Genomic DNA, 23,408 nt, shown 5'->3' on the forward strand with positions numbered 1-23,408 from the left:
GAATTGGTAGATGAATTGACGGATTATTTCACATTGTCGACAAGCATGTGGCAAAAATGCCATGCAGGTCACTACATGCAGGTTTCTAGTAGCCAGAAAGCTTGGAAAATCGGTCCTTTAACCAGCTCGACGAACCGAAGCTCTGCTCCAGCACGCGGGCGCGCTTGAGATAGAAGCCGACGTCGTACTCATCGGTCATGCCGATCCCGCCGTGCAGCTGGATGCCCTCGTTTGCCATGGTGTGCATAACGCGGTTGGCTTCCGCCTTGGCGATGGTCGCCGCGCGCGCCACGCCGAAGCCGGCATCGACGGCTTGCAGGCCCGCCTCGACCGCGCTGCGCATCTGGGCGAGATCGGCGAAGAGGTCCGCCATGCGGTGTTGCAGCGCCTGGAAGCTCGCCAGCACCTGGTTGAACTGCACGCGCTGCTTCAGATAGTCGAGCGTGTCGTCGAACACTTGCTGCGCCATGCCGAGCATTTCGGCTGCGGTGAGCACGCGCGCGCGGTCGAGCACGTCATCGAGCAGGTTGTCGCCGCCATTGGCGAGCTTCTCCGCCGCCGCGCCGTCGAAGGTGACGTCGGCATGGCTGCGCTGGTCGGTCAGCTTGCGGGTGGTGAGCGCGACGCCGTCGCCTTTCTCGACCAGGTAAAGCCCGTCCTTCGCCGCGACGACGAACAGGTCCGCACCATGCGCTTCATGGACGAAGGCCTTGGTGCCGCTCAGCTTGCCGTCGGACACACTGGTCTCGATCTTCGCAGGATCGTGGCTCGGCCCTTCGTCGACGGCGAGGGTGGCGATGGCCTCGCCGCTCGCCAGCCTGGGCAGCCACCTGGCCTTCTGCTCGTCGCTGCCGCCAAGAACGATCGCCGAGGCGGCGACGGTGTTCATCACCAGCGGGCTGGCGGTGAGCGTCTTGCCGAGTTCCTCGACGACGAGGCCCGCGGACAGGAAGCCGAAGTCCGACCCGCCATGCTCTTCGGGGATGATGACCCCGGCCCAGCCCATCTGCGCCATCGTCGCATAGGCGTCGCGGTTGAAGGCTTCGGGCTCGCCGCTGGCGCGGACCTTGCGGAATTCGGTGACCGGGCTTTCGTTGACGGTCCATTCGCGCGCCATATCTCGCAGCATTTCCTGTTCTTCGTTGAGAACGGCCATTGTCCTTGCTCCCCTCTCTTACTGGTGGTCGAGCATGCCGAGCACGCGCTTGGCGATGATGTTGTTCTGGATTTCGGTCGAGCCGCCATAGATGGTGGTCGCCTTGCCGAAGAGCCACGCGCGCACGGCCCCGAGCTCGCCGTCCGAAAAGCCGTCGCCTTCCCAGCCGAGGCCCTGCAACCCGCGGATTTCGATCAGCAATTCGCTGCGTTCCTGGCTCAGCTTGGTGCCGAGCTTCTTGAGCACAGAGCTGATTTCGGAGACGCCGCCAGCTGCCTTGCTCTCTTCCATCGCGCGGCGCGCGGTGAGCAGGAAGCTGTTCCAGCGGATTTCGAAATCAGCGATCTTGTCGCGCAGCACCGCATCGGCGAGTTCGCCGTCGGCGCCCGTCGGCTGGTACTTCTTGGCGATATCGCCAAGGCTCTGGCCCATGAGTCGGGCGAGGCTGCCGCCGCCCGAGATGTTGGTGCGCTCGTGCTGCAGAAGGCGCTTGCCGATGGTCCAGCCCTGGCCTTCCTCGCCGACGAGGTTTTCCTTCGGGACCTTCACGTCGGTGAAAAAGGTTTCGCAGAACGGGCTGGTCCCGCTGATCATGGTGATCGGGCGGACTTCGACGCCGGGCGTGTCCATGTCGATCAGCATGAAGCTGATGCCCTTGTGCTTGTCGCTCTTGTCGGTTCGTACAATTGCAAAGCACTTGTCGGCCCATTGGCCGCCGCTGGTCCAGGTCTTCTGGCCGTTGACAAGGTAGTGGTCGCCCTTGTCCTCGGCAAAGGTCTGGAGGTTCGCGAGGTCAGAGCCGGCATTGGGTTCCGAATAGCCCTGGCACCAGCGGATTTCGCCGCGGCAGATCGGCGGAATATGCTCCTGCTTCTGTGCCTCGTTGCCGTATTCGAGCAGCGTCGGGCCGAACATCATGACGCCCATGCCGCCGATCGGGTTGTAGGCACCCGCCTTGGCGAATTCCTGGTCGATGATCTTGGCCTGCGCCTTGGTGAGGCCGCCGCCGCCGTATTCCTTCGGCCAGGTGGGGGTGCCCCAGCCGCGCGCGCCCACGGCTTCGCGCCACTTGGTCTGCGCCGGCGTTTCATTGGTGGGGCCGTCCACGCCGGCCAGCGCGTTCGACTGGCCCTTGAGTTCGGCGGGAAAATTGTCCGCCAGAAACTGCTGCACTTCCGCGCGGAAGGCGTCTTCGTCGGTCTGGGTTGCGGGCTCGATTTGTGTGGCCATGGGTGTTTTCTCGAAGAATCAAGGAAAGACAGATAAGAATGTAGGCTACGGGGACGAGGATCCCTCCGTCAGTATTGTTGTTCGGGTAGGTGAAGAACCAATCCATCCAGCATCGGCTTCATCGGAATCTGACAGGCAAGGCGACTGTATTCAGTGGTGCCTTCGGCGAACTGCAAGAGGTCGGCCTCCATTCCATCATGCATAAGCCGACCCACCTTGTCGATCCATTCGGGATCGACATGCACATGACAGGTCGCGCAAGCACATACCCCTCCGCAATCGCCATCGATACCCGGCACGTCATTGTATAGCGCCGCTTCCCTGGCTGTCTCGCCTTCTTCTATTTCGACCTCCCGTCGCTCACCATCGCTAGCCACGAACGTAATTTTGATCATCTTGAACTCCGCATTTCGATCTCGAGAGTCAGCGGGCGCGGAGCCGCACCGGCAGCCTGGTGATTCCGCGGACGAGGTTTGAAAAAAGACGCTCTGGTTCACCTGTAACCTCGACCCGGGAAAAGCGCTTGTGAATTTCTTCCCAGATGATCCGCAGCTGCAGTTCCGCGAGCCGGTTTCCCATGCAGCGGTGAATGCCATAGCCGAATGAGAGGTGATGGCGCGGATTTTTGCGGTCGATGATGAACTGGTCCGCGCGCTCGATAGCACTCTCGTCGCGGTTGCCTGACAGGTACCACATCACCACCTTGTCGCCCTTCTTGATCTGTTTGCCGCCGATCTCCCAATCTTCCAGCGCGGTGCGGCGCATATGAGTGAGGGGGGTCTGCCAACGGATGATTTCCGGAACCATTTTGCTAATGAGCGAAGGATCCGCGTCGAGTTTCGCGTACTCGTCCGGGCTTTGGTTCAAGGCGAGCACGCCGCCGCTGATGGAATTGCGTGTTGTGTCGTTTCCACCGACGATCAGCAGCATAAGATTGCCGAGAAACTCGAGGAACGGCATGTCGCGCGTGGCGGGAGAATGAGCCATCATCGAGATGAGGTCGTTCTTCGGCTCCTCGTTTATCCGTTCGTCCCACAGAGTCTTGAAATACATCGCGCAACCGATGAGTTCTTCGCGCCGCGCCTCGTAGGATTCGACGATCCCGGTTTCAGGTGCCGCAGTTGCTACATCGGACCAGCGCGTCAGCTTGCGCCGCTCCTCCCAAGGGAAATCAAACAAGGTTGCCAGCGTCATCGTCGTCAACTCGATCGCAACCTTATCCACCCAGTCGAAATCTTCGCCAATCGGGAGTTCATCGAGAATCTCTCCCGCGCGCTTGCGGATGATCGGCTCGAGCAGTTGCAGGTTGGACGGAGCCACTGCCGGAGTCACCGCCTTGCGCTGCTGATCGTGCTTGGGCGGGTCCATCGCTATGAACATTTCAAGTTCGAGCGCGCCTTCCACCGAATGCATGTCCTGGATTGCAATTCCGCCTAGCTTCGCTTCCGAAGAGAAGACCTTATGATTGGTGTCCACCGCCATGATGTCGTCGAACTTGGTAATGGACCAGTAAGGGCCGACATAGCTCTCGCGGCAGTAGTGGACAGGTTCTTCGGCGCGCAACCTGTCAAAAAATAGACCGATGGTATCGTTCTGAAACAGGCTTGGCCGGGCCACGTCGATTTCCTCGATCGGAATTGACGCGATCCTCGCCGCGGCATCCGGCTCGGCGATCTGGCTGTCCATAAGAACTATTCCTTCTACATCTCAGGCCTGATCGGCCTTCAGTCATCCTTAAGGGAGACATCTCGTGCAGTCAATAAATCGTATACTCTTTTAGTCCCTTGCAGACACCAATCCCATCGGATAGTGTGCCGATCCAACGAAGGTTTGCTAATATCCTTATACTTTTTATTCGAGAGGTGCGGGTGTGCTGATGAGTGGCGGATGTCAGCGGTGAAGAAGGCCAAGCGTGCCCTTTCTCTTGCGCAAAGCATCGTGCGGGACATCGAGGCGGGTCGCCATAACCCGGGTGACAGGCTTCCGCGCGAGGATGAAATGCTCGCGCGTTACGAGGTTGCGCGCGCAACTTTGCGGGAGGCTTTGCGGTTCCTGGAATTGCAAGGGGTCATCCATCTCCAGCTCGGCCGTGGTGGAGGTCCCGTCGTAGCCCGTCCGCAGACCGGCGATTTTGCAAGCAGTTTGTCATTGATTCTGCATTTCATGGAAGCCGATTTGCGTGGTTTGCTTGAATTGCGCGAAGCAATTGCTCCCGATGTCGCAGGGTATGCAGCCCAGCGTGCAACTACCGCTGATCTCAGCGCGTTGGCAGGGTGTCTGGCGGAATTGAGGCATCATGAAGCCTCTGATCAATTCGAGGAACTTAATCGCAGATTTCACGACTTGTTGGGTTGGGCGAGCGGCAATCCGCTGTTCGGTTTGCTGACCTCTGCGATGCATCTGTTGACCCGCGAGTTTTCCCATTCGCTGGGATATTCGGCACAGGAACGGGCGGTGCAGATGAAGTTTCTGGTGCGGGTGCTCGAGGCAGTGCGGACTGGCGACAGCGCCGCGGCCCGTCAAGCAATGAGCCGGTTGGTGGCCGGCTCTGCCGTCTATCTTTCGGAGCGCAGCCCCGAGCTGGTCTCGCAGCGGGTGCGGTGGGGGCAGCTGTAGAATTTTCAATAGTTTGAGTGTGCGTTTAGGCAAGTGGCTGGAGAGGAAGAATGGCGTTGAAGAGCCGAATATGCGAAATGCTGGGGATCCGGTACCCGATCCTGCTTGCCGGGATGGGCGGAGCGAGCGTTCCGGCGCTGGCGGCTGCGGTTTCGAATGCCGGCGGGCTCGGGGTCCTGGGTGCCGCGGCGTGTTCGCCCGATCAGTTGCGTGACTGGATTCGCCAGACCCGGGAATTGACCGACAAACCTTTCGGTGTCGATACGCTGCTCCCCGCGTCGGTCAGGCGCGGCTCTGCCCCTCAAAGCGGTGCTGCACCCCAAAATCCCATGGATCTGATGGGTGAATATCAGCAGTTCGCGCGCGACTTCATGGATCGTGAAGAGCTTCCGGAGGTCGATGCTGCCGCCGCCATGCGGGCGGCGGGCGCGCCTGAAATGGGCAAGGGCGGCCCGCAGTTGTTCTCGAAGGAATTCTTTGAGGCGCAGATGGAAGTGGTGATCGAGGAAAAGGTGCCGGTTTATGCTGCCGGCCTTGGCAATCCTGAACCGTGGATGGATCGGCTCCATGCCAATGGCACCAAGGTCATGGCGGTGATCGGCAAGGTCAAGCACGCCGAACAGGTCGTCGGGTCGGGCATCGACATGATCGTCGCGCAAGGGCACGATGGCGGAGGTCACAACTCGCCGATCGGGACTATTTCCTTGATTCCCCAGGTGGTCGACGCCGTTGGCGATCGTGTTCCTGTCCTTGGGGCCGGCGGTATCTCGGATGGCCGGGGTGTTGCCGCTGCGATGATGCTGGGGGCAGAGGGCGCGTGGGTCGGCACGGCATTTCTCGCGACCGAGGAAGCGGGCATCGAGCGCTTCCAGAAAGAGGCGATCACCGAAAGCGGCGATGCCGATACGGTCGTTAGTCGATCGCTTACCGGCAAACCGGCGCGCATGATCCGTAACAAATGGGCCGACGCCTGGGTGCAGGCCGGAAAGGAGCCTCTGCCGATGCCCTATCAGTCGATGATCTCCGGCCCGGTCATGGCCTCCGGGATCAAGGCAGAGCGCAAGGATGTCATCCCCGGCTTCGCGGGGCAAGGCATCGGCCTGATCGATTCGATCCGGCCTGCCGCCGAAGTGATGCGCGACCTGGTCGATGGAGCCGAGAAGGCGTTGGCGTCCGCTGGTATCTACAAGTGAAGCGCAGGAGGCAAGAAGATGGCTTACGCCAAAGGTCATGAATTGCGCCGCCCCGTAGAGCCTCTCAGAGCGCTGGGGCAATGAGGCAGTTGATTGCCGACAAGGAGGATACGGCGCAGGTGTTCCGTATCGTCAAGGCATTGTCGGGCAATTCCTATTATCGGAATTTCAATCGCTTCATGAAGTCGAGCGATGGGCGGCGTATCGCTTCCGACCGGGCCGACCTACTTGAAACCTTGTGCGATCGCAAACGCCTTGCGACCTGTGCGTCTGGCACGCTTGGCCGAGCCTACCTCGATTTTGTTTACGGGGAGGGTCTGACAGCAGAAGGTCTGGCGGAAGCCAGCGAGGCCGGAGGTCTGGAGGACCTCGGCGACCCCGATGTTTCCCTCTATCGTCGGCGCCTTCGCGATTCGCATGACCTGTTTCATGACGTCGCCGGATACGGCAGGGACGCACTGGGCGAATTGTGCGTGCTGTCCTTCGGAAACGCGCAATTCTATAATCACGGGATCGCTTTCATCTTGGGCGTCGGCATTCCCAAGATGAAACTGGAAGCTGCCCAGTTGCCAGTGGCGCGCGCTGCATTTGAAGCGTGGCGCCGGGGCCGGGCTGCAGCCGATCTGACCACCTTCTACTGGGAAGAAAATCTCGATCGTCCGTTGGAGGATGTCCGCCGCGAGTTGCGACTGCGTCCGCCGGAGACCTATCAGAGGGTGCGCGCTCTTTCCGAACAGCTCGAACGCGATTACCAGGCGGTCAGGCAGGCATGAGCTTAAGCGACAAATCGGCCATCACCGGAGTGGGCGAAACCGCTTTCGTGAAAGGCACCGAGAAAACCGCGGTCGACATGATGCTGGAAGCATCGCGCAAAGCCATAGCAGATGCAGGGCTGAAGCCGTCGGATATCGACGGCATGGTTCCTCCGCCGATCTACACCACCTCGGAAGAGATGGCGGCTAACCTCGGTATCGAAGTTCTGCGCTATGCCTCTACGGTCCACATGGGCGGGGCGAGCCCTACCACGGCACTCCAGAACGCCGCGATGGCAATTGCCAGCGGCTTATGCGACCATGTGCTGGTGACGCTCGGGTGGAACGGTTATTCCGCCTTGCGGCCCAAGCCTGGCGCACCGCCGACGCGGCCGATGAACATGAACACCCTGACGAATACGATCCAAGGCTATTACATTCCGTATGGCGTGTTCCTGCCGGTGCAGATGTATGCCTGGCTCGCCACCCGGCACTCCCGAATTTACGATATCGGCCCGGAAGCGATGGCGGCCGTTGCACTGGCGTGCCGTCGCCATGCGCAGATGAATCCGCAGGCCTTCACTTATGGCCGGGAACTGGATGCCGAAACCTACCATTCCACGCGCTGGATATCCGAACCCTTTCGCCTCTACGATTGCTGTCTGGAGACTGACGGGGCATGCGCAGTCGTGGTTTCGCGAATAGACCGCGCCAGGGACATGCCGCATGTTCCCGTGAGCATCGCCGGTGCGGCTGAAGGGCATCCTTACCCCGCCGACGATATCCCTTCGCGTCCCGACCCCTTCAAGATCGGCCTGAGCTACGCCGCGCCGCGCGCGTTCGAAATGGCGGGGGTCGATCGCGAAGACATGGATTTTCTGCAGATCTACGACTGCTTCACCTACGTGGTTCTCCTTCAGCTGGAGGCCCTGGGCTATTGCGAACCAGGTGGACAGGCAGAGTTCGTCGCGAATGGCCAGATCGAGCTGGGCGGGCGCTATCCCGTCAACACCCATGGCGGCCTGCTGAGCGAGGCCCATGTTTGGGGACTGAACCATGTCGTCGAGGCGGTGCGTCAGTTGCGCCACGATTGTGGGGAGCGGCAGGTCGAAGGCGCCCAGACCGGCCTGGTGACCGGCTGGGGCGATCTGGGTGACGGCAGTATAGCGATTTTGAGGAGGTTTGCGTGAGCGACGAGAAAGATCTGCCGCCCAAGATGCGCCCCTCGGCGCAGGCCGCACCAGCCAAGCCAAAGCCGCGCCCGCAGGATCCGGTGGAGCAGGAATTCTGGAACCGGTGTCAGGACGGCAACCTTTACTTCCAGCAGTGCGAAGGATGCGGCAGTTTTCGGCATTTGCCGCGCTATATGTGCGCCCGATGCGGTTCTCCTGAATGGTCGTGGGAGCGTAGCACCGGCAATGGCACGCTGTTTTCCTGGACGGTGACCCATCAGGCACTGCATCCCGCCTTCGCCGGCGAGATTCCCTTCATCGCTGCGGTGGTGGAACTGGAGGAGGGAGTGCGCATGGCAACCCGGCTGGTCGATTGCGCGCTCGACGAGCTTGAGCTCGATCTGCCGGTCACGCTGGATTTCGAGCCGATCTCCGAAGATTTTCGCCTGCCAGTATTCCGACCCGTCGCGATCGCGCGCGCAGAAGGATAGACCAAGATGGATCTCGACTACGGACCCCAGTATGACGCGTTTCGCGAGGAAGTGCGCCAGTTCCTGCAAACCCACGGTCACCGCGCACCCGATGGCCAAGGCCGTGCCGCGCGCCCTTCCCCCGAAGCCGTCGAATGGCAAAAGCTGTTGATCCTGCATGGTTACACGGCGCGTACGATTCCCAAGGAATACGGCGGATACGGAGCCGAGCCGGACATCCTGAAATCGCGGATCATTGCCGAGGAATTTTCGCGCGCTGGCATCCCCGCAGGCCTTGCGAACCAGGGCATTTCCATGCTCGTTCCCACGCTGCTGGAACTCGGAACCGAAGCCCAGAAACGGCAATGGATCGAGCCGACCCTAAATGGCGAGATAGTCTGGTGTCAGGGATATTCGGAACCTGGAGCGGGATCGGACCTCGCCGCGCTCAAGACCAGCGCCCGCGTCGAAAATGGCGACTTTGTCATCAACGGACAGAAGATCTGGACCAGCACGGCCAAGCAGGCGGACATGATCTTTTGCCTTGTTCGGACCGAACCGGACGCGCCCAAGCACGGCGGCATCTCCTACTTGATCTTCTCGATGGACACACCAGGGATCGAGGTCCGACCACTCAAGACCATGACCGGTCATGCCGAGTTCAATGAAACGTTCTTTACCGACGTGCGGGTTCCCCTGGATCAGATCGTCGGGCAGCGCGGGCAGGGGTGGTACGTGGCCAATGCCACACTGGGCCATGAACGTGGCATGCTGGGCGACCCCGATGCACTGGAAAACCGGCTCCAGGCGCTGGTCAGGCTGATGCAAAAAGAACGCATCGGCCAGGGTTGCGCAATGGACAACGCCGTTCTGCGTGACCGGCTGGTTGCATTGCAAGCCGAAGTCGCGGCGATGAAATTCAACGGCATGCGCATCCTGTCGAACAGCCTTAGGGGGGATGCCGGCGGCATGGCGAAACTTGTCGTGAAGCTGCAGAGCTGTGAGCTCGCCCATCAGATTTCCGCGCTCGCGATCGACGCAATGGGCGAGATGGGCATACTCTATCACGGAAGCGAGCGCGAGCGCGAAGACGGTGCCTGGCAGTGGAACTACATGTTCCAGCTTGGTCTGATCATCGGTGGAGGCACCGCCCAGATCCAGAAGAACATCATCGCCGAACGCGGGCTGGAAATGCCGCGCGAACCCAAGTTCGCAACGCCTCCCGCCGTCGAACAGGCGACGGCCGTTGCAAGCGGGCAGAATAAGGGAGCCGCCTGATGGATTTCGGACTTTCGCAAGACCAAGAGATGCTCTGCGACGCGATCAGCCGCACTCTTGCTGATACTTGTCCGCTCGATCATGTGCGCGAATGCGCGGAGGGCTCGGTTCCCTTCAGCGACAACGTGCGTTCGGCGCTGGGCGAAATCGGCATTTGGGGAATGATGGTTCCCGAGCAACATGACGGGCTCGGGATGACAATGCTCGATGCCGCCGCTGTGGCCGAGCAGCTCGGCTATGCCGTCGCGCCGGTGCCTTTTATCGGTGCCCATGTACTGGCACCCCTTGCGCTGGCACAGGGCGGTAGCGAGGAGTTGAAGGCGCACTGGCTGCCGAGGATAGCGAAGGGCGAGGCGCAAATCGCCGTCGCGATCGCGGAAACGGTGGAGATCCGGGACCGGGCAGGCGTGGACTTCGACGGCGCAAAGCTCGACGGAACGGCTTTGTTCGCGCTCGACTTCCTGGAAGCCGACGCGTTTCTGGTAGCCGATACCGCCGGTCGTATGCACTTCGTAGCTGGCGATGCTGCGGGTCTGGAGAAGGTTGCTCTCAAAACGATCGACCGCACCCGGAGCGTAGGGGAGCTGCGGTTTTCTGGCGTAGCGGGCGAGGCTCTCGCGGACGATGGTGGGGCCACAGTCAGGCGCCTGCGGGACGCCGGCCGGGTGCTCCTGGCCGCCGATAGCCTCGGTGCGGGCCAGGCTATGATCGAAAAAGCGGTCGACTATGCCGGGCAGCGCGAACAGTTCGGACGAGTGATCGGCAGCTTCCAGGCGGTCAAGCATATGTGCGCGGAAATGGCTGCCCGCCATGAACCATGCCGTTCGCTGGTCTGGTATGCCGCCCATGCGTTCGATGCGACGCCCGACGAGGCTTCGCTGGTGGCATGCCATGCCAAATCACATACGGGCGAAGTCCACCGTTTTGTCGCCCGAACCTCAACCGAGGTGCATGGGGGGATGGGTTTTACCGATCTCCTAGGTCTGCATTTCTGGTTCAAGCGAATCGGTTTCGACCGCCAGGTTCTGGGAAGTCCCGAAGCGGTCCGGGCCGAAGCAGCGGCCTTGCAGGGGTGGACGCAGGTCGCATGAGACGATGAATTAGGCGCACGCTACCGACAAAATCGTGGCCACCAAGGAGAGAGGAATTAATACGTGATCGACTGGAACCTTGGCGACATCCTTGATGCAATCGAACCTGCGGTCCCGGAAGATGCTCCGGCGCTGATTCACGGCGACCGGATCATTAGCTGGCCCGAAATGTCGAAGCGTTCGAACAATTTGGCGCGCAATCTGCGCGCGCAAGGTGCAGGCGACGGGGCGAAGATAGCCTTCTACATGCGCAACCGTTCCGAATACGGGGAATTGATGGCCGCGTGCTTCAAGGGCCGCCTCACGCACGTGAACATCAATTATCGTTACCGTCCCGAGGAGGTTTTCTACATCTTCGACGATTCCGATAGCGAGGTAATTGTTTACAGTTCCGAGTTCCGCGACTGCATTCTTGAACTGAAGGAACGGTTGACCAAGGTTCATACATTTGTAGAAATCGGCGATGCTTCGCAGATCGCTTCCTTCGCGCTTCCTTACGAAAAACTTGTAGAAGGTAACGGCGCGCCTCTCGATATCGAGCGTTCTCCCGATGACCTGCTGTTCATATATACAGGCGGTACCACCGGCATGCCCAAGGGCGTGATGTGGCGACACGATGATATGCGCAAGGCTCAGCTCGACGCGCAAAAGCTGCTGGGTCCGGTTCCCCAGACCATGGAGGAAATGGTGGCCCTGGTGAAGCAGGGCGAGCTTGCGCGCATCACTTTGCCGGCGTGCCCGCTGATGCATGGAACCGGGTTCATTACTGCTATTGGCACGCTCATGTCGGGCGGGGCCATCGTCACGCTGTCCGATCCATCCTTCGACGCGGAAGAATTGTGGGATGCGGTGGACCAGCACAAGGTGCAGAGCATCGCCATTGTCGGTGACGCTTTTGCCAAACCCATGCTGCAGGCGCTGGACGCCCACCCGAAGCGCTGGGACACGAGCAGCCTGATTTCGATCATCTCGTCCGGCGTCATGTGGAGTAAACAGGTAAAGGCGGGCCTGTGCAAACATATCCCCCAGGTCATCCTCATGGACAGTTTTGGCGCTTCGGAAGGGCTGGGCTACGGCTTGTCGGTGACGACCGCACAGGGCGGCACCAACACCGCGAAATTCGGGATCGGGGAATTTTGCGACGTATTCGACGAGAACGACCGGAAGGTCGAGGCGGGGAGCGGCGTGCCCGGCTTTATTGCCCGCAAGGGCGCAATCCCCACAGGATACTACAAGGACCCGGAAAAGTCGGCCAAGACTTTCAGGACGATCGATGGCGTGCGTTACTCCATCCCGGGCGACTGGTGCCGGGTGGAATCCGATGGAAGCCTGACCTTGCTGGGCCGCGGCAGCGTCTGCATCAACACCGCAGGTGAAAAGGTTTACCCCGAGGAGGTGGAGGAAGTGCTCAAAACCCATCCCGCCATTGCCGACGCGCTTGTCGTCGGGGTGCCTGACGAAAAATGGGGCGAAGCGGTGACCGCTGTGGTGCATTTGACCCAGGATGCGGACTTCGACGCGCAAGCGATCAAGGATCACGTGCGCCAGCAACTGGCAGGTTACAAAACGCCCAAGGCGATTTGCCCAACGCAAACCGCCTTGCGCGCGTCAAACGGCAAGGCGGATTATACTACGGCTAAAGACATCGCGAAAGCGGGTGCCGGGGCCTCGTGAGCCATTCGCCCCCTCCTGACTATGATGTCGTAATCGTCGGGGCCGGGTTCAGCGGAATATACCTGCTTTACAAGCTGCGTCAGGCGGGGTTCGATGTTCTGCTGGTAGACGCAGCGGAGCAGCCGGGCGGAATCTGGTACTGGAACCGCTATCCGGGAGCACGGGTCGATTCCCAGGTTCCACTTTACGAATTTTCCATTGCGGAAGTATGGAAAAGCTGGACGTGGAGCGAACGATTTCCAGGCTGGGAAGAACTGCGCGCCTATTTCCTCCACGTCTGCGATACGCTCGACCTCTGGCCGGCAATGCGAATGAAAACACGGGTCGAAAGCGCGCCGTTCGATGAAGACACCGCCTGCTGGCGATTGAAGCTCGACGATGGCGGAAAAGTAAGCGCGCGTTTCCTCTTGCCGGCCCTGGGGTTCGCCTCGAAACCCTACATTCCCGATATCCTGGGCCTTAGCGATTTCGAAGGCGAATGGTGCCATACCGCCCGCTGGCCGCAGGAAGGCATCGACCTTTCCGGCCGCCGGATCGCCCTGATCGGCACGGGTGCCAGCGGCGTACAGGTGGCGCAGGAGGCGGCAAGCTGCGCGGAGCAGCTGACGCTTTTTCAGCGAACCCCGATTCTCGCCCTTCCCATGCGGCAGGAAAAACTGGACGCTGATCGTCAGCTTCGCGAAAAATCCGAATATCCCGCTGTCTTCCACAAAAGGCTTACGACAAGTGGCGGTTTCGAATGCCAATCGCTGGACATCTCGGCCCTGGCTGTGACCGAGGAAGAGCGGACTACGCATTTCGAGGATTTGTGGCAGCGAGGAGGGTTGCGCTTCTGGTATCATAATTTCGCTGACATACTGACGAACGAGGACGCCAATCGCCACGCCTACGAGTTCTGGTGTGACAAGGTGCGCGAGCGGATCTGCGACCCGACCATTGCCGAGAAGCTCGCTCCCGATGAGCCGCCACATCCCTTCGGGACCAAGCGACCATCGCTCGAACAGAATTATTACGAGATCTTCGCACAAGACAATGTTACGCTGGTCGATCTGAACGACACCGCGATCACTCGCGTCACCGAGGCCGGGATAGAAACAGCCACTGGCATGATCCCGTGCGATCTCATTGTCTTCGCGACCGGCTTCGATGCCGGTCGTGGCGGGCTCATCGACATGAACATCACCGGCCGCGGTCGGCTGGCGCTGGCAGAAGCATGGAAGAGTGAGATCAAAGCCTATCTGGGCATGGCCGTCGCCCAATTTCCGAACATGCTGTTCGCCTACGGCCCGCTCAGCCCTTCAGGCTTTTCCAACGGTCCGACAAGCGCCGAAATCCAGGGTGACTGGATCTGCGATTTCCGGATCTGGCTGCGCGATAACAGGATCGGCCTTTTCGAAGCCGATGCGCTGGCCGAGCGAAGCTGGACCGATATGGTCGCCCAAGTAGGGTCGATGACGCTCTTCCCCAAGGCTGAATCGTGGTACATGGGCGCCAATATTCCCGGCAAACCCCGACAACTGATCAATTTCCCCAGCGTATCTGGTTACGCCGATCTATGCCACGATGTCGCACGGCACGATTATCGTGGTTTTATCAGGAATACACTATCCGGTATGGAGACTGCGCCGAAATGAATGAAATGAAACCAATCCACGACGGGTCAACAGATATTGATCCCGTATGGGCCGGCGACGGGGCGGATATACCCGAATGGTTCGCCTGGGCGCTGAGCGTGCCCCGTGAGGAAGGCTTCGTAGAGGTTGGTGGCGCGCGGGTGCATTATCTTCGCTGGGGCAGGCGTGACCGGCCCAAATTGCTCATGACTCACGGTTTTCTCGCCCATGCCCGCTGCTTTGCCTTCATCGCACCGTACCTTGCCGAAGACTACGACGTGGTGGCGTTCGATCTGGCCGGTATGGGCGATAGCGAGATGCGCGGCGTGGCCGATATAGCTGCGCGGGGAAAGGAATTTGTCGAGATCAGCGAAGCGCTCGATTTGTTTGCGGATGGAAGCAGACCGACGATCATCGCCCATAGTTTCGGCTCGGGTGCAGCGCTGACCGCCGTTTCCCAATCGCCGGATGCCTTCGCCGGCGTTATTGTCTGCGATCTCATGGTGATGCGGCCCGAAAAGCTGGAGAAATACTGGACCATGGGCAGATCGAGCCCCGGGTCGGGTAATCCTGACAAACCGGTGCGACGCTACCCGACCTACGAAGCGGCGCGCGAGAGGTATATCCTGTCGCCGCCGCAGGCAGTTGGTGAGCCGTTCCTGATGGATTACATGGCCTATCACTCTCTCCGCCGCGATGGCGAGGAGTGGACATGGAAGTTTTCTCCCGAAGTGTTCCGGCGCAGCAACAAGCCCGACGAATGGCTGACAGTAGGCCAGAGGCTGGTCGATGCGCCCGGGCGCAAAGCGATTGTGTACGGCGAGAAAAGTCAGCTCTTTGATCGCGATTCCGCCCGTTATATCCGGGAACTGGGAGGGGGAAAGATACCAATTGTTGCAGTGCCCGATGCACGCCATCATCTCATGCTGGATCAGCCGCTCGCGTTCGTCGCTGCGCTTCGGGCGGTACTGGCCTTTTGGAGCCTCTGAGATCCCCCATACTAAGAGGCTGGTTCCTGGTCAGAGGCCAGCGAGATGGGGGCAAAGGGCGTCCATATTCATCTTGTACTATATCCGAACTATTGTCGCCGTCGGCACGGCGAACGCTTCGTTGGTCTCGATGCCAGCTGGGGCAAAAGCTTTATCGGGAGCAACTCGCTTAGCGCGCCAACCATTGCTGATCTTTAGCAAACGTTCACTCCGCGTGCGATCTGGATCGTGGCCCATGGGGTCAAAAGATAAGGCGCTTTACTAATATCACGCGGATGTATATGCCCATGGACGGGGATTGGGCTAATTCTCTCCCTCTCCTCTCCACAGACTAAGGGGCGACCCTCGAGGTCGCCCCATTTTGCAGTAAGCGGCGGAGCCAATTATCGTCGCACTGAAGAGATGGGAAGGGATGCTATATGACACTGAGAGCGATGGTGCTCGCCACTTCGGCCATCTTGGCTTGGCCGCAGATGGCTTTAGCGCAGGATCCCACAACTGATGAGGCGGAACCCCAAGGATCCGTAATCATCGTTACGGCCCAACGCCAATCTCAAAGTCTGCAAGAGGTGCCGATCGCGGTCAGTGCCTTCGATGCTACGGCTCTCGAAAGCCAGCAGATCGAAAACGCTGCTGACCTTCAATTGACGCTCCCGAACGTCTCATTTTCGAAGGGCAACTTCACCGGGTCGTCCTTCACCATCCGTGGTATCGGCGATCTTTGTGTTGGTGTGACGTGTGACGCAGCGACGGCTATCCATATCAATGGTTCCCCTCTTTTTGGTACCCGGCTGTTCGAAACAGAATATTTTGACCTTGAGCGAATTGAGGTCCTACGGGGGCCGCAGGGCACCCTCTTCGGCCGCAACGCTACCTCGGGTGTTGTCAACCTTGTGACAGCCAAGCCTGACCTCGGTTCTTTCGGCGCGGCCGGAGAGTTCGAGTATGGGAATTACAACAGCATCAAGGCCGAAGGGATGGTCAATGTCCCGATCGGCGATTCTATCGGCGTTCGGGTAGCCGGATTCTTTCTGAATCGCGACGGTTACACCACAAACCTTTTCGACAATTCGGATGTCGACGACCGAGACATGTACGCTGTTCGTGGTTCTCTTCGTTTTGAACCCGGTGCCGATACCACTCTCGACTTCATGGCATATTATTTCAGGGAAGATGACACCCGTTTACGTAATCAAAAGCAGGCCTGCCAGCGTGACCCGCTCGGCGTGCTGGGTTGTCTGAACAATCGCCGCGACTTTGACATCACCAATGCCAATTCCACAGTCGGCGCAACGCTCAGTTCGCAAGAGTTCTTCGCTATTCAGGGAATTCCCTCAGTACTGGGATTGGGAAGCCTGTACGGCCCCGACGCATTTGCAGGATTCGATAAGCCCGACGATGTGCGCACGGTAAACACGGCGTATACTCCATTCTATTTTGCCGATGAAGTGCAGCTACAGGCCCGTCTCGAGCAGCGCATCGGAGCTATGACACTGACTGCAACCGGTCTTTATCAGGACACCGAAGTCGATTCCCGGCAGGACTACTTTCTGGGCATTCAGGATCGTACCGGCTTTGCTACGGCCTTGAACGTGTTGTCCGGCTTCGCGGCCAACGGTTTGCCTACCGGCCTCCCCGCACCTGCACCGGCGTTCGTGCCAGGTTCGTCGGCGTATTTTACCCCGATTGTGGAGGCTCTCATCCCCAATGGCCCAGGGGGCGTATTGTGCACCTCCGATAACGATGATGGGAACAGGGGCGCGTTCGAAGGTAATGTATTGTGCGGCGAAACGCCGCTATCCTTCGACAGGTCTTCAGAGCAACGCGAATCCTGGAGCGGCGAAATCCTCCTTTCCAGTGATTTCGACGGAGCATTCAATTTCCTGCTCGGAGGGATCTATGCAAAGTCCAAGACTACCGACAACAGTTACTATGTAAACTCATTCGCGCTTGACTACGCCAGTGCCATTCTGGGATCGTTTGGTACTTTGGCAGGCGGTGCACCGCCATCCTACTTCGCAACATCCATGTACCGCAACAATTCTCTCGAGGCTAATCTTGAGAGCTTCGGTGTGTTCGGGGAGATCTACGTCGACCTGACCGAGCGTCTGACCTTCACCGGAGGTTTGCGGTATAACGACGACAAGAAAGACGTGACTGCGCGCACGACCTTGATTAGCTTCCTCAATCCTTACGCGAATGACGGGGAGCCGTTCGACAGCCCGATCACTCCCTTAACCGGTCCCTCTGGTCTTTTTGATGCCGATCCTGGTACGCCAGGTGAGCAGCTAACGCAATTTAGAGAAGTAGGTTTCGATGAAATAACCGGGCGTGCGGTGCTCGACTACGAAGTTACGCCTGACAATTCGATTTACGCATCTTATGCCAGGGGCTATAAATCCGGGGGTATCAACCCGCCCCTTTCGCCCGTTTTCGATGTGGCTGAAAGCTTCGGATCAGAAACCATCGACGCATTTGAAATCGGATCGAAAAATACCTTTGCGAATGGCGCACTGCAATTAAACGCTACTGCATTCTACTATAAGTATAGCGGGTTGCAGCTTAGCCGCATCGTCGCCCGTACCTCAGTTAATGATACTATCGATGCCGATATCTGGGGTGTGGAACTAGAGTCCGTTATCCGGCCCGATCCCGATTGGCTTGTCAACTTGACGTTCAGTTATCTCAACGCGGAAGTTGCCGGCGACCAGTTCTTCTCCAATCCGCGCGACCCGGGTGGCGGCGATCCTGATGCCGTCATCATCAAGGATATTAGCAACGGTGCTAATTGTGCCGTAACCGGGCCAGCCCCCGGCGCGGCCGACGCATTCGTGGCCGGAGTGAACGCAGCTCTGGGTCTTCGTGGTCCCGAAGAATTTCCTAATGACGGCAATCTTGCGTCAAGCGGCGCATTCAGCATTTGCGATGTCTTGGCCGGAGCCGTTCCGGCGGGCAGCGGCCTTGCGGTATTAAGCCCTGGCGTAGAGGTCAACATAAAAGGGAACAAGTTGCCGCAGGCCCCCGAAATGAAGGTTTCGATGGGTGTGCAGTACACCGCCACTTTCGACAATGGCATGACTCTGGTTCCTCGCGTGGACGTAGCGCTGACTGGTGAGCAATACGGCAATATCTTTAACGGCAGGGTCAACCGGATCGAGCCATTCGTGCAAGCCAACGCGATCGTGCAGTTGAACAGTGCGGATGAGCGTTGGTTCGTGCGCGGATTTGTTCAGAACATTTTCGACAGCAGCTCGGTGACAGGATTGTACTTGACCGACGCATCCTCGGGGAATTTTACCAATATCTACACTTTGGATCCTCGTAGATATGGTGTTGCTTTGGGGTTCAGTTTCTAACAGGTCCAGATCGTGTTGGCGGGGAGATCGGTGGTCCTCCCAACGACCCGAACGGACAGTGCCAGCTAGTTCGTATTTCGACCCATGACTTTATAGCTTTTCCAGAGCGGCGTAATGCTCGATGACCGCCTCGTAAGCCTACCGACGAGGCGGTCATCGAACCGGCCAAATGCGAGCTGCACTCGAAATGCCTGTACGATCGCTCGTTGATGTCGCTACGAGATGCTCGCGGAAAGCTTAAGGCCTTACATAGAAACGACAATGAAGAGTCACCGAATAGTGCAATCGGGATATCCGATGGTGATACTGGCAAACGCACTCTGCGAAAGGCGGAAACATGCTGACCCCTATGATCCAAGATTGGGTCGTAGTGCACGAGGTGCTGACGCGTTAGGAAAAGTTGGAAGGGGCTGCGGGGCAGACTTCTGAGAAAACTTATCCTAACTCTGTTCAGGTTTCATAACTGATTTTCGATCGACCGGAGCTGGCTCAACCGACGTGCGATTGTCGCGAGACAATTCGACCCATCCCAACCCAAGCGACTTCTGGATCGCGATCCAGCCATTTGTCATGGCGGCGATCGCCCGATCGAGATTTGCTCTGGCCTGTTCGCGCTTGCGGATCGAAGTGTTGAGTTCGCCTTGCGAGATTACCCCCGCGGCGCGGCGTTGCTCGTTAAGCTCCGCAGCCGTGTCGGCCTGCCGACTGATCTGCGCCAGCGCGGCTACGTTGGCTCTTTGTTGCCCGAACCGAGCAAGCGATTGTTCGGCGTCGCGTAGTGCGCCCAGGACCACTTCAAGATAGCGCGCTTCGGCCTCGTCGCGCGCACTCTCGGCCTGATCGATCGATGCTGCCGTGCGGCCGAAATCAAGCAGGTTCCACTGCAGCCGCGGCAAAGCGATTGCCGATAAGTTGCCCGGGTCCAGGATGTCGTCGGGCTCCGATCCGCCCAAACCGAGAATCCCCATGAAGGAAATCTTGGGGAAGCGAGCAGCCTCTGCCACGCCAATGCGCGCATTCGCCGCGGCCAGCATGCGTTCGGCGGCTCGAACATCCGGCCGCCGCGCTATTAGCGCTGCGGGATCGCCCACCGCGACCCGTTCGGGGGGAAGCGGAATTTCGGCCTGAGCCGCCAGGAGCCCGTCGAGTGCGCCGGGCGCTTCGCCCGTCAGCACCGCGAGCGTGTCTTTGAATACATCGATGTCCGCTTGAGCTTCCGCGATCTGCGACTTGAGCAGTTCGAGCTCGGCGTTCGCGTTACCGACCGGGAACAGCGCGAGAGCGCCCTGTGTATAGCGCTGATAGGTCAGTTCGAGAATTTGCTGCTGCAAGTCGCGCTCTCGCTGGACAAGCTCGAGCCGCCCTTGCGCTTCTCGCAGGCTCACATACGCCCGCGCGATTTCGGCGGCGAGCTGGACTTTCGCATCCTCGGCGTTCGCCACCGAGGCCGCAGCCTGAGCGTTAATGGCCTCGACACGCCGTGCCTGCCCCCCAGCGAAATCGATCTCCCAGTTTGCATTGAGCCCGACGTTGTAGACGCTGAGGCTGTCCTGCTCTTCGGTGTCTGCAGGAGCGCCGGGCGATCCCGGGGGCGGGCCACTGCCGATATCTAGCCCTGGGATATTCGCCTGGACCGCAGTCGCCTGCGCAGCCACGGCGGGTAGCCGGTTGGCGCGCTCCTGGCGGACAGAAGCCCTTGCCTGTTCGATGCGAGCGCGCGCCGCGGCCACGCCCGGATTGCCGACCAGCGCGCGCGCCTCCAGTTCATTGAGAACCGGATCGCCGAGCAGCGTCCACCAGTCGCCGGCAATCGGCGCAAACGGATCGATTTCGGGGCCGGCGCGTACGAACGCATTGCCTGCGGCGGTCGCAAGTTGCGGGGGACCGGCATAGTCGGGACCGGACATGCAACCCGCGAGGAGCGCCATGGGAGCGAGGAGGGTTAGGGTCTTGCGCATAGAGTTCTCAGTGCATCGAAAGGGATAAGTTCTTCGGGAGAGGCTTGAGGAACAGTACCAGCGGCACCGTGACCAGGGTAATCGCGCCCATGGCGAAAAAGACATCGTTGTAGGTCATCACGAACGCATCGCGCTGAATGATGCCGGAAAGCATCTCCAGCGCGGCCTGTGGGCTGCCCAGCGACGCCGTCATGCCGTCCAGGTATTCCTGTAGCCGGGGGCTGTTAGCGTTGAGGGTTTCTTCCATGCGTCGACTATGATGCCACTGGCGCTGATCCTGGAACGAGGCAAGCCCCGCGAGCGCGAACGAGCCCCCGAGGTTTCGCGCCGCGTTGAAGATGCCCGAAGCATCGCCGGCATCCTCCTTGGCAACCGAAGCTACCGTCGCCTGGTTGAGGAACATCATCGTGAGGATCATGCCGATGCCACGCAGGAACTGGCTTTCGGTGAACACTCCACCTCCCGATTCCGCTGTCAGATTTATGCTGACGAAACAGCTTAGCGCCATGATGAACATGCCCGCGCCGACCGCAATGCGGATGTGAATCCTGCGGATCATGAACGGGAGAACGGGCATCAACAGGAAAGCCGGAACGCCCATCCAGAAGATCACAAGTCCGGTCTGCAAGGCATTATAATCGGAAATTATCGCGAGAAATTGCGGGATCACGTAGGTCGAGCCATACATGACCATGCCAAGCGCCAGTGCCATCACCACGACGCTGGCAAACTGCCTGCTGAGCATCAGGCGCAATTTGAGCACGGGTTTGCGCGCGTAAAGCTGTCCGTAGGTCAGAAGTGCAAAACCCACGACCGTCATCAGTGTGAGCTGGACGATCAGCGTGGAATCGAACCACTCCTCGCGGTGGCCTTCTTCCAGAACGATGGTCAGCCCACCCAACCCAAGGATCATACCAGCTATTCCCGCCCAATCAGCCTCGCGCAGGTAAACCCAGTCGGGCTTTTCATGGGGTAGCCCGATGAATAGTAAAGCAAGGAGCAACGCGCAGACGGGCACGTTGACGAAGAAGGCGTAGTGCCAGCTCAGGTTCTCGGTAAGCCAGCCCCCCACCAACGGGCCCATTACCGGCCCAAGAACCACGGTCATTCCGAAGAGCGCCATGCCGATCGGCTGTTGCGATGGAGGCAGTCGCTTTGCGACGATGGTCATAGCGGTTGGAATAAGCGCGCCGCCCATGAACCCTTGACCGGTGCGACCGATGATCATCGTCGTCAGATCGGTGGCAATGCCGCACAACACCGAAAAGGCCGTGAAGGCAGAAACCGCGACGATGAGCAGCGTGCGAAGGCCGAGCAGTCTTTCCAGCCACGCGCTCAGAGGGATGATGATGATCTCGGCAACAAGGAAGGCTGTCGCGATCCAGGTGCCTTCGGTTCCGGTCGCGCCGATTTCCCCCTGGATCGTCGGCAGCGCCGAATTGACGATCGAGATGTCAAGCGTTGCCAGCATCGCCCCCAGCGCACCGGCGGCTACGGCGATCCAGGCCGTAGCATCGGCCTTTTCGACCGGCGGCGAAACCGCTGCAGCGGCGCCTGCCATCGGTCAGTCTCCGGCCGCGTTGCGGATCGAATCGAGTTGGTCTCTAGCGGCGCGCGTATCGACACTCGCGACAACAGACATGCCCGGCACCAGCAGACGCAGGATCTCGGGCGAAGCCTGAATGGATATGCGCACCGGGACGCGCTGAACGATCTTGGTGAAATTACCCGTCGCGTTTTGCGGAGGTAGGATCGAGAATTCTGCCCCGGTCCCGGGGGCGATGCTTTCCACTCTTCCTAATAGCTCGAGGTCCGGCAGCGCGTCGATTTCCAAGGTGACGGGTTGCCCCGGGCGGACAAGTCCGAGCTGCGTTTCCTTGAAATTTGCTGTCACGTAGAGGCGGTCGGTCGGTACGAGGCTCATAAGGCGTTGGCCAGGCTGGACAAATTGTCCAGGTCGGACCGTGAGGTCACCCACCCGCCCGGAAATACTGGCCTGGAGCGTGGTCGATGACAGGTTCAGACGGGCGGCCTCGAGTTGCGCACGAGCGGCGTTGGCTTGCGAATTGGCCTGGTCTATCTGCTCGCTAAGCGTGTTCTGTCGGCGCTGTGCCGCCGTGAGCGCGGCGCGCGCTGCCGCGACTTGAGCCTGCGCTTCTCTGGCCTGGGCCTCCAGCTGATCGAGCCTCTCGCGCGGCTCCGCTCCCGAAGCGGCAAGGGGGCGGTACCGGACAACCTGCTCAGCAGCGAGACCAGCCTGTGCAGATGCTGCTGCGAGCTGTGCACGGGCCTGGGCAATTGCCGCGTCCTGCTCTTGTTGCTGGGCGCGTACCGTATCTGCTCCGGCGAGCGACGCGGCGATCTGGGCTTCGACCTGGTTCGTTTGGGCACGATAATCTCGCACGTCCAGCTGGACAAGTGCATCGCCCGACGCGACCGTTTGATTCTCCGTCACTAATACGCGCTCGACGTAGCCCGCAATTTTGGGGGAGATGATGACGCTGTCGGCGGCAATATAAGCGTTGTCGGTGGACTGCTGGAATCTGCCGTACGTCTGATGATTGTAATACCAGTAGCTCCCGGCGAGCAGGACCAGAATGCCGGCGATCAGCAGACCCAGCCGGACCCGCGGACTGGACAACCCCGTCGGACGTGCGCCTTCATCGCTAGCCCCTGCTGTCTCGTCCGCCATGATTATTTCGCTCCTCGCCATCGTTTGAGCCGCTGCGCGAGCGATATAGCGGCCAAAACAAAATGCGAAAGTCCTTTACTATTTTTCTCCGATCGATAGGAATGTCTCATGCCAGAAGATGAGGGCACTCTCGCACTCGACAATGTCATTACCCACGATGATCGAGCG

At 59.6% G+C, this 23,408-nt stretch carries 18 protein-coding genes; 11 read left to right on the top strand and 7 right to left on the bottom strand.

Annotated features, from left to right (window positions below; genetic code table 11):
- Positions 1 to 85 precede the first annotated feature (85 nt).
- The 4 genes from J2S32_RS12675 to J2S32_RS12690 all read right to left on the bottom strand — a co-directional run bounded on the left by J2S32_RS12675 (position 86) and on the right by J2S32_RS12690 (position 4,072).
- The gene (locus J2S32_RS12675) at positions 86 to 1,156 is read right to left on the bottom strand and encodes an acyl-CoA dehydrogenase family protein (protein ID WP_006834193.1); all 1,071 of its coding nucleotides are present in this window, start codon (positions 1,154 to 1,156) and stop codon (positions 86 to 88) included.
- A gap of 18 nt (positions 1,157 to 1,174) precedes the next feature.
- Positions 1,175 to 2,386, bottom strand: coding sequence for an acyl-CoA dehydrogenase family protein (locus J2S32_RS12680; protein ID WP_006834192.1), 1,212 nt, complete (start codon positions 2,384 to 2,386; stop codon positions 1,175 to 1,177).
- Between the two features lie 68 nt (positions 2,387 to 2,454).
- A complete protein-coding gene (locus J2S32_RS12685; RefSeq protein ID WP_006834191.1) occupies positions 2,455 to 2,781 on the bottom strand; it encodes a 2Fe-2S iron-sulfur cluster-binding protein in 327 nt (108 codons plus the stop codon).
- Positions 2,782 to 2,809: 28 nt separating this feature from the next.
- A complete protein-coding gene (locus J2S32_RS12690) occupies positions 2,810 to 4,072 on the bottom strand; it encodes a cytochrome P450 (protein ID WP_006834190.1) in 1,263 nt (420 codons plus the stop codon).
- A gap of 201 nt (positions 4,073 to 4,273) precedes the next feature.
- Between J2S32_RS12690 and J2S32_RS12695 the strand changes: the two genes are divergently transcribed.
- From J2S32_RS12695 to J2S32_RS12745, 11 genes are all read left to right on the top strand, one after another.
- Positions 4,274 to 5,002, top strand: a complete 729-nt coding sequence (locus tag J2S32_RS12695) for a FadR/GntR family transcriptional regulator (RefSeq protein ID WP_006834189.1) — start codon at positions 4,274 to 4,276, stop codon at positions 5,000 to 5,002.
- 50 nt (positions 5,003 to 5,052) lie between these two features.
- Positions 5,053 to 6,195, top strand: coding sequence for an NAD(P)H-dependent flavin oxidoreductase (locus tag J2S32_RS12700; protein WP_006834188.1), 1,143 nt, complete (start codon positions 5,053 to 5,055; stop codon positions 6,193 to 6,195).
- Between the two features lie 89 nt (positions 6,196 to 6,284).
- Entirely contained in the window at positions 6,285 to 6,968 is a 684-nt protein-coding gene (locus J2S32_RS12705; RefSeq protein ID WP_253521909.1) for a ubiquinone biosynthesis protein COQ4, read from the top strand.
- The gene (locus J2S32_RS12710; protein WP_253521911.1) at positions 6,965 to 8,137 is read left to right on the top strand and encodes a thiolase C-terminal domain-containing protein; all 1,173 of its coding nucleotides are present in this window, start codon (positions 6,965 to 6,967) and stop codon (positions 8,135 to 8,137) included. Before J2S32_RS12705 ends, J2S32_RS12710 begins: the two co-directional genes overlap by 4 nt.
- The gene (locus J2S32_RS12715) at positions 8,134 to 8,610 is read left to right on the top strand and encodes a Zn-ribbon domain-containing OB-fold protein (RefSeq protein ID WP_006834185.1); all 477 of its coding nucleotides are present in this window, start codon (positions 8,134 to 8,136) and stop codon (positions 8,608 to 8,610) included. The genes J2S32_RS12710 and J2S32_RS12715 overlap by 4 nt, the downstream gene beginning before the upstream one ends.
- Positions 8,611 to 8,616: 6 nt before the next feature.
- A complete protein-coding gene (locus tag J2S32_RS12720) occupies positions 8,617 to 9,867 on the top strand; it encodes an acyl-CoA dehydrogenase family protein (RefSeq protein WP_063506922.1) in 1,251 nt (416 codons plus the stop codon).
- Entirely contained in the window at positions 9,867 to 10,958 is a 1,092-nt protein-coding gene (locus tag J2S32_RS12725; protein ID WP_050599567.1) for an acyl-CoA dehydrogenase family protein, read from the top strand. The genes J2S32_RS12720 and J2S32_RS12725 overlap by 1 nt, the downstream gene beginning before the upstream one ends.
- A 63-nt stretch (positions 10,959 to 11,021) precedes the next feature.
- The gene (locus tag J2S32_RS12730) at positions 11,022 to 12,632 is read left to right on the top strand and encodes an acyl-CoA synthetase (protein WP_006834182.1); all 1,611 of its coding nucleotides are present in this window, start codon (positions 11,022 to 11,024) and stop codon (positions 12,630 to 12,632) included.
- Complete coding sequence (locus tag J2S32_RS12735) at positions 12,629 to 14,266, top strand: flavin-containing monooxygenase (RefSeq protein ID WP_063506924.1); 1,638 nt, start codon at positions 12,629 to 12,631, stop codon at positions 14,264 to 14,266. Before J2S32_RS12730 ends, J2S32_RS12735 begins: the two co-directional genes overlap by 4 nt.
- Positions 14,263 to 15,234, top strand: coding sequence for an alpha/beta fold hydrolase (locus J2S32_RS12740; protein WP_050599570.1), 972 nt, complete (start codon positions 14,263 to 14,265; stop codon positions 15,232 to 15,234). The genes J2S32_RS12735 and J2S32_RS12740 overlap by 4 nt, the downstream gene beginning before the upstream one ends.
- A 419-nt stretch (positions 15,235 to 15,653) precedes the next feature.
- Complete coding sequence (locus J2S32_RS12745; RefSeq protein WP_006834179.1) at positions 15,654 to 18,590, top strand: TonB-dependent receptor; 2,937 nt, start codon at positions 15,654 to 15,656, stop codon at positions 18,588 to 18,590.
- A 440-nt stretch (positions 18,591 to 19,030) separates the two neighbouring features.
- Here the strand turns inward: J2S32_RS12745 and J2S32_RS12750 are convergent, their stop codons facing one another.
- The 3 genes from J2S32_RS12750 to J2S32_RS12760 are packed head-to-tail and all read right to left on the bottom strand — an operon-like array spanning position 19,031 to position 23,240.
- Entirely contained in the window at positions 19,031 to 20,518 is a 1,488-nt protein-coding gene (locus tag J2S32_RS12750; protein ID WP_006834178.1) for an efflux transporter outer membrane subunit, read from the bottom strand.
- Between the two features lie 37 nt (positions 20,519 to 20,555).
- Complete coding sequence (locus tag J2S32_RS12755; RefSeq protein WP_006834177.1) at positions 20,556 to 22,109, bottom strand: DHA2 family efflux MFS transporter permease subunit; 1,554 nt, start codon at positions 22,107 to 22,109, stop codon at positions 20,556 to 20,558.
- A gap of 3 nt (positions 22,110 to 22,112) precedes the next feature.
- Positions 22,113 to 23,240: an HlyD family secretion protein gene (locus J2S32_RS12760; RefSeq protein ID WP_063511170.1), complete on the bottom strand. Its 1,128-nt coding sequence runs from the start codon at positions 23,238 to 23,240 to the stop codon at positions 22,113 to 22,115.
- Positions 23,241 to 23,408: the final 168 nt, after the last annotated feature.

Source organism: Qipengyuania citrea, assembly GCF_024171405.1.
Lineage (GTDB): Bacteria > Pseudomonadota > Alphaproteobacteria > Sphingomonadales > Sphingomonadaceae > Qipengyuania > Qipengyuania profunda.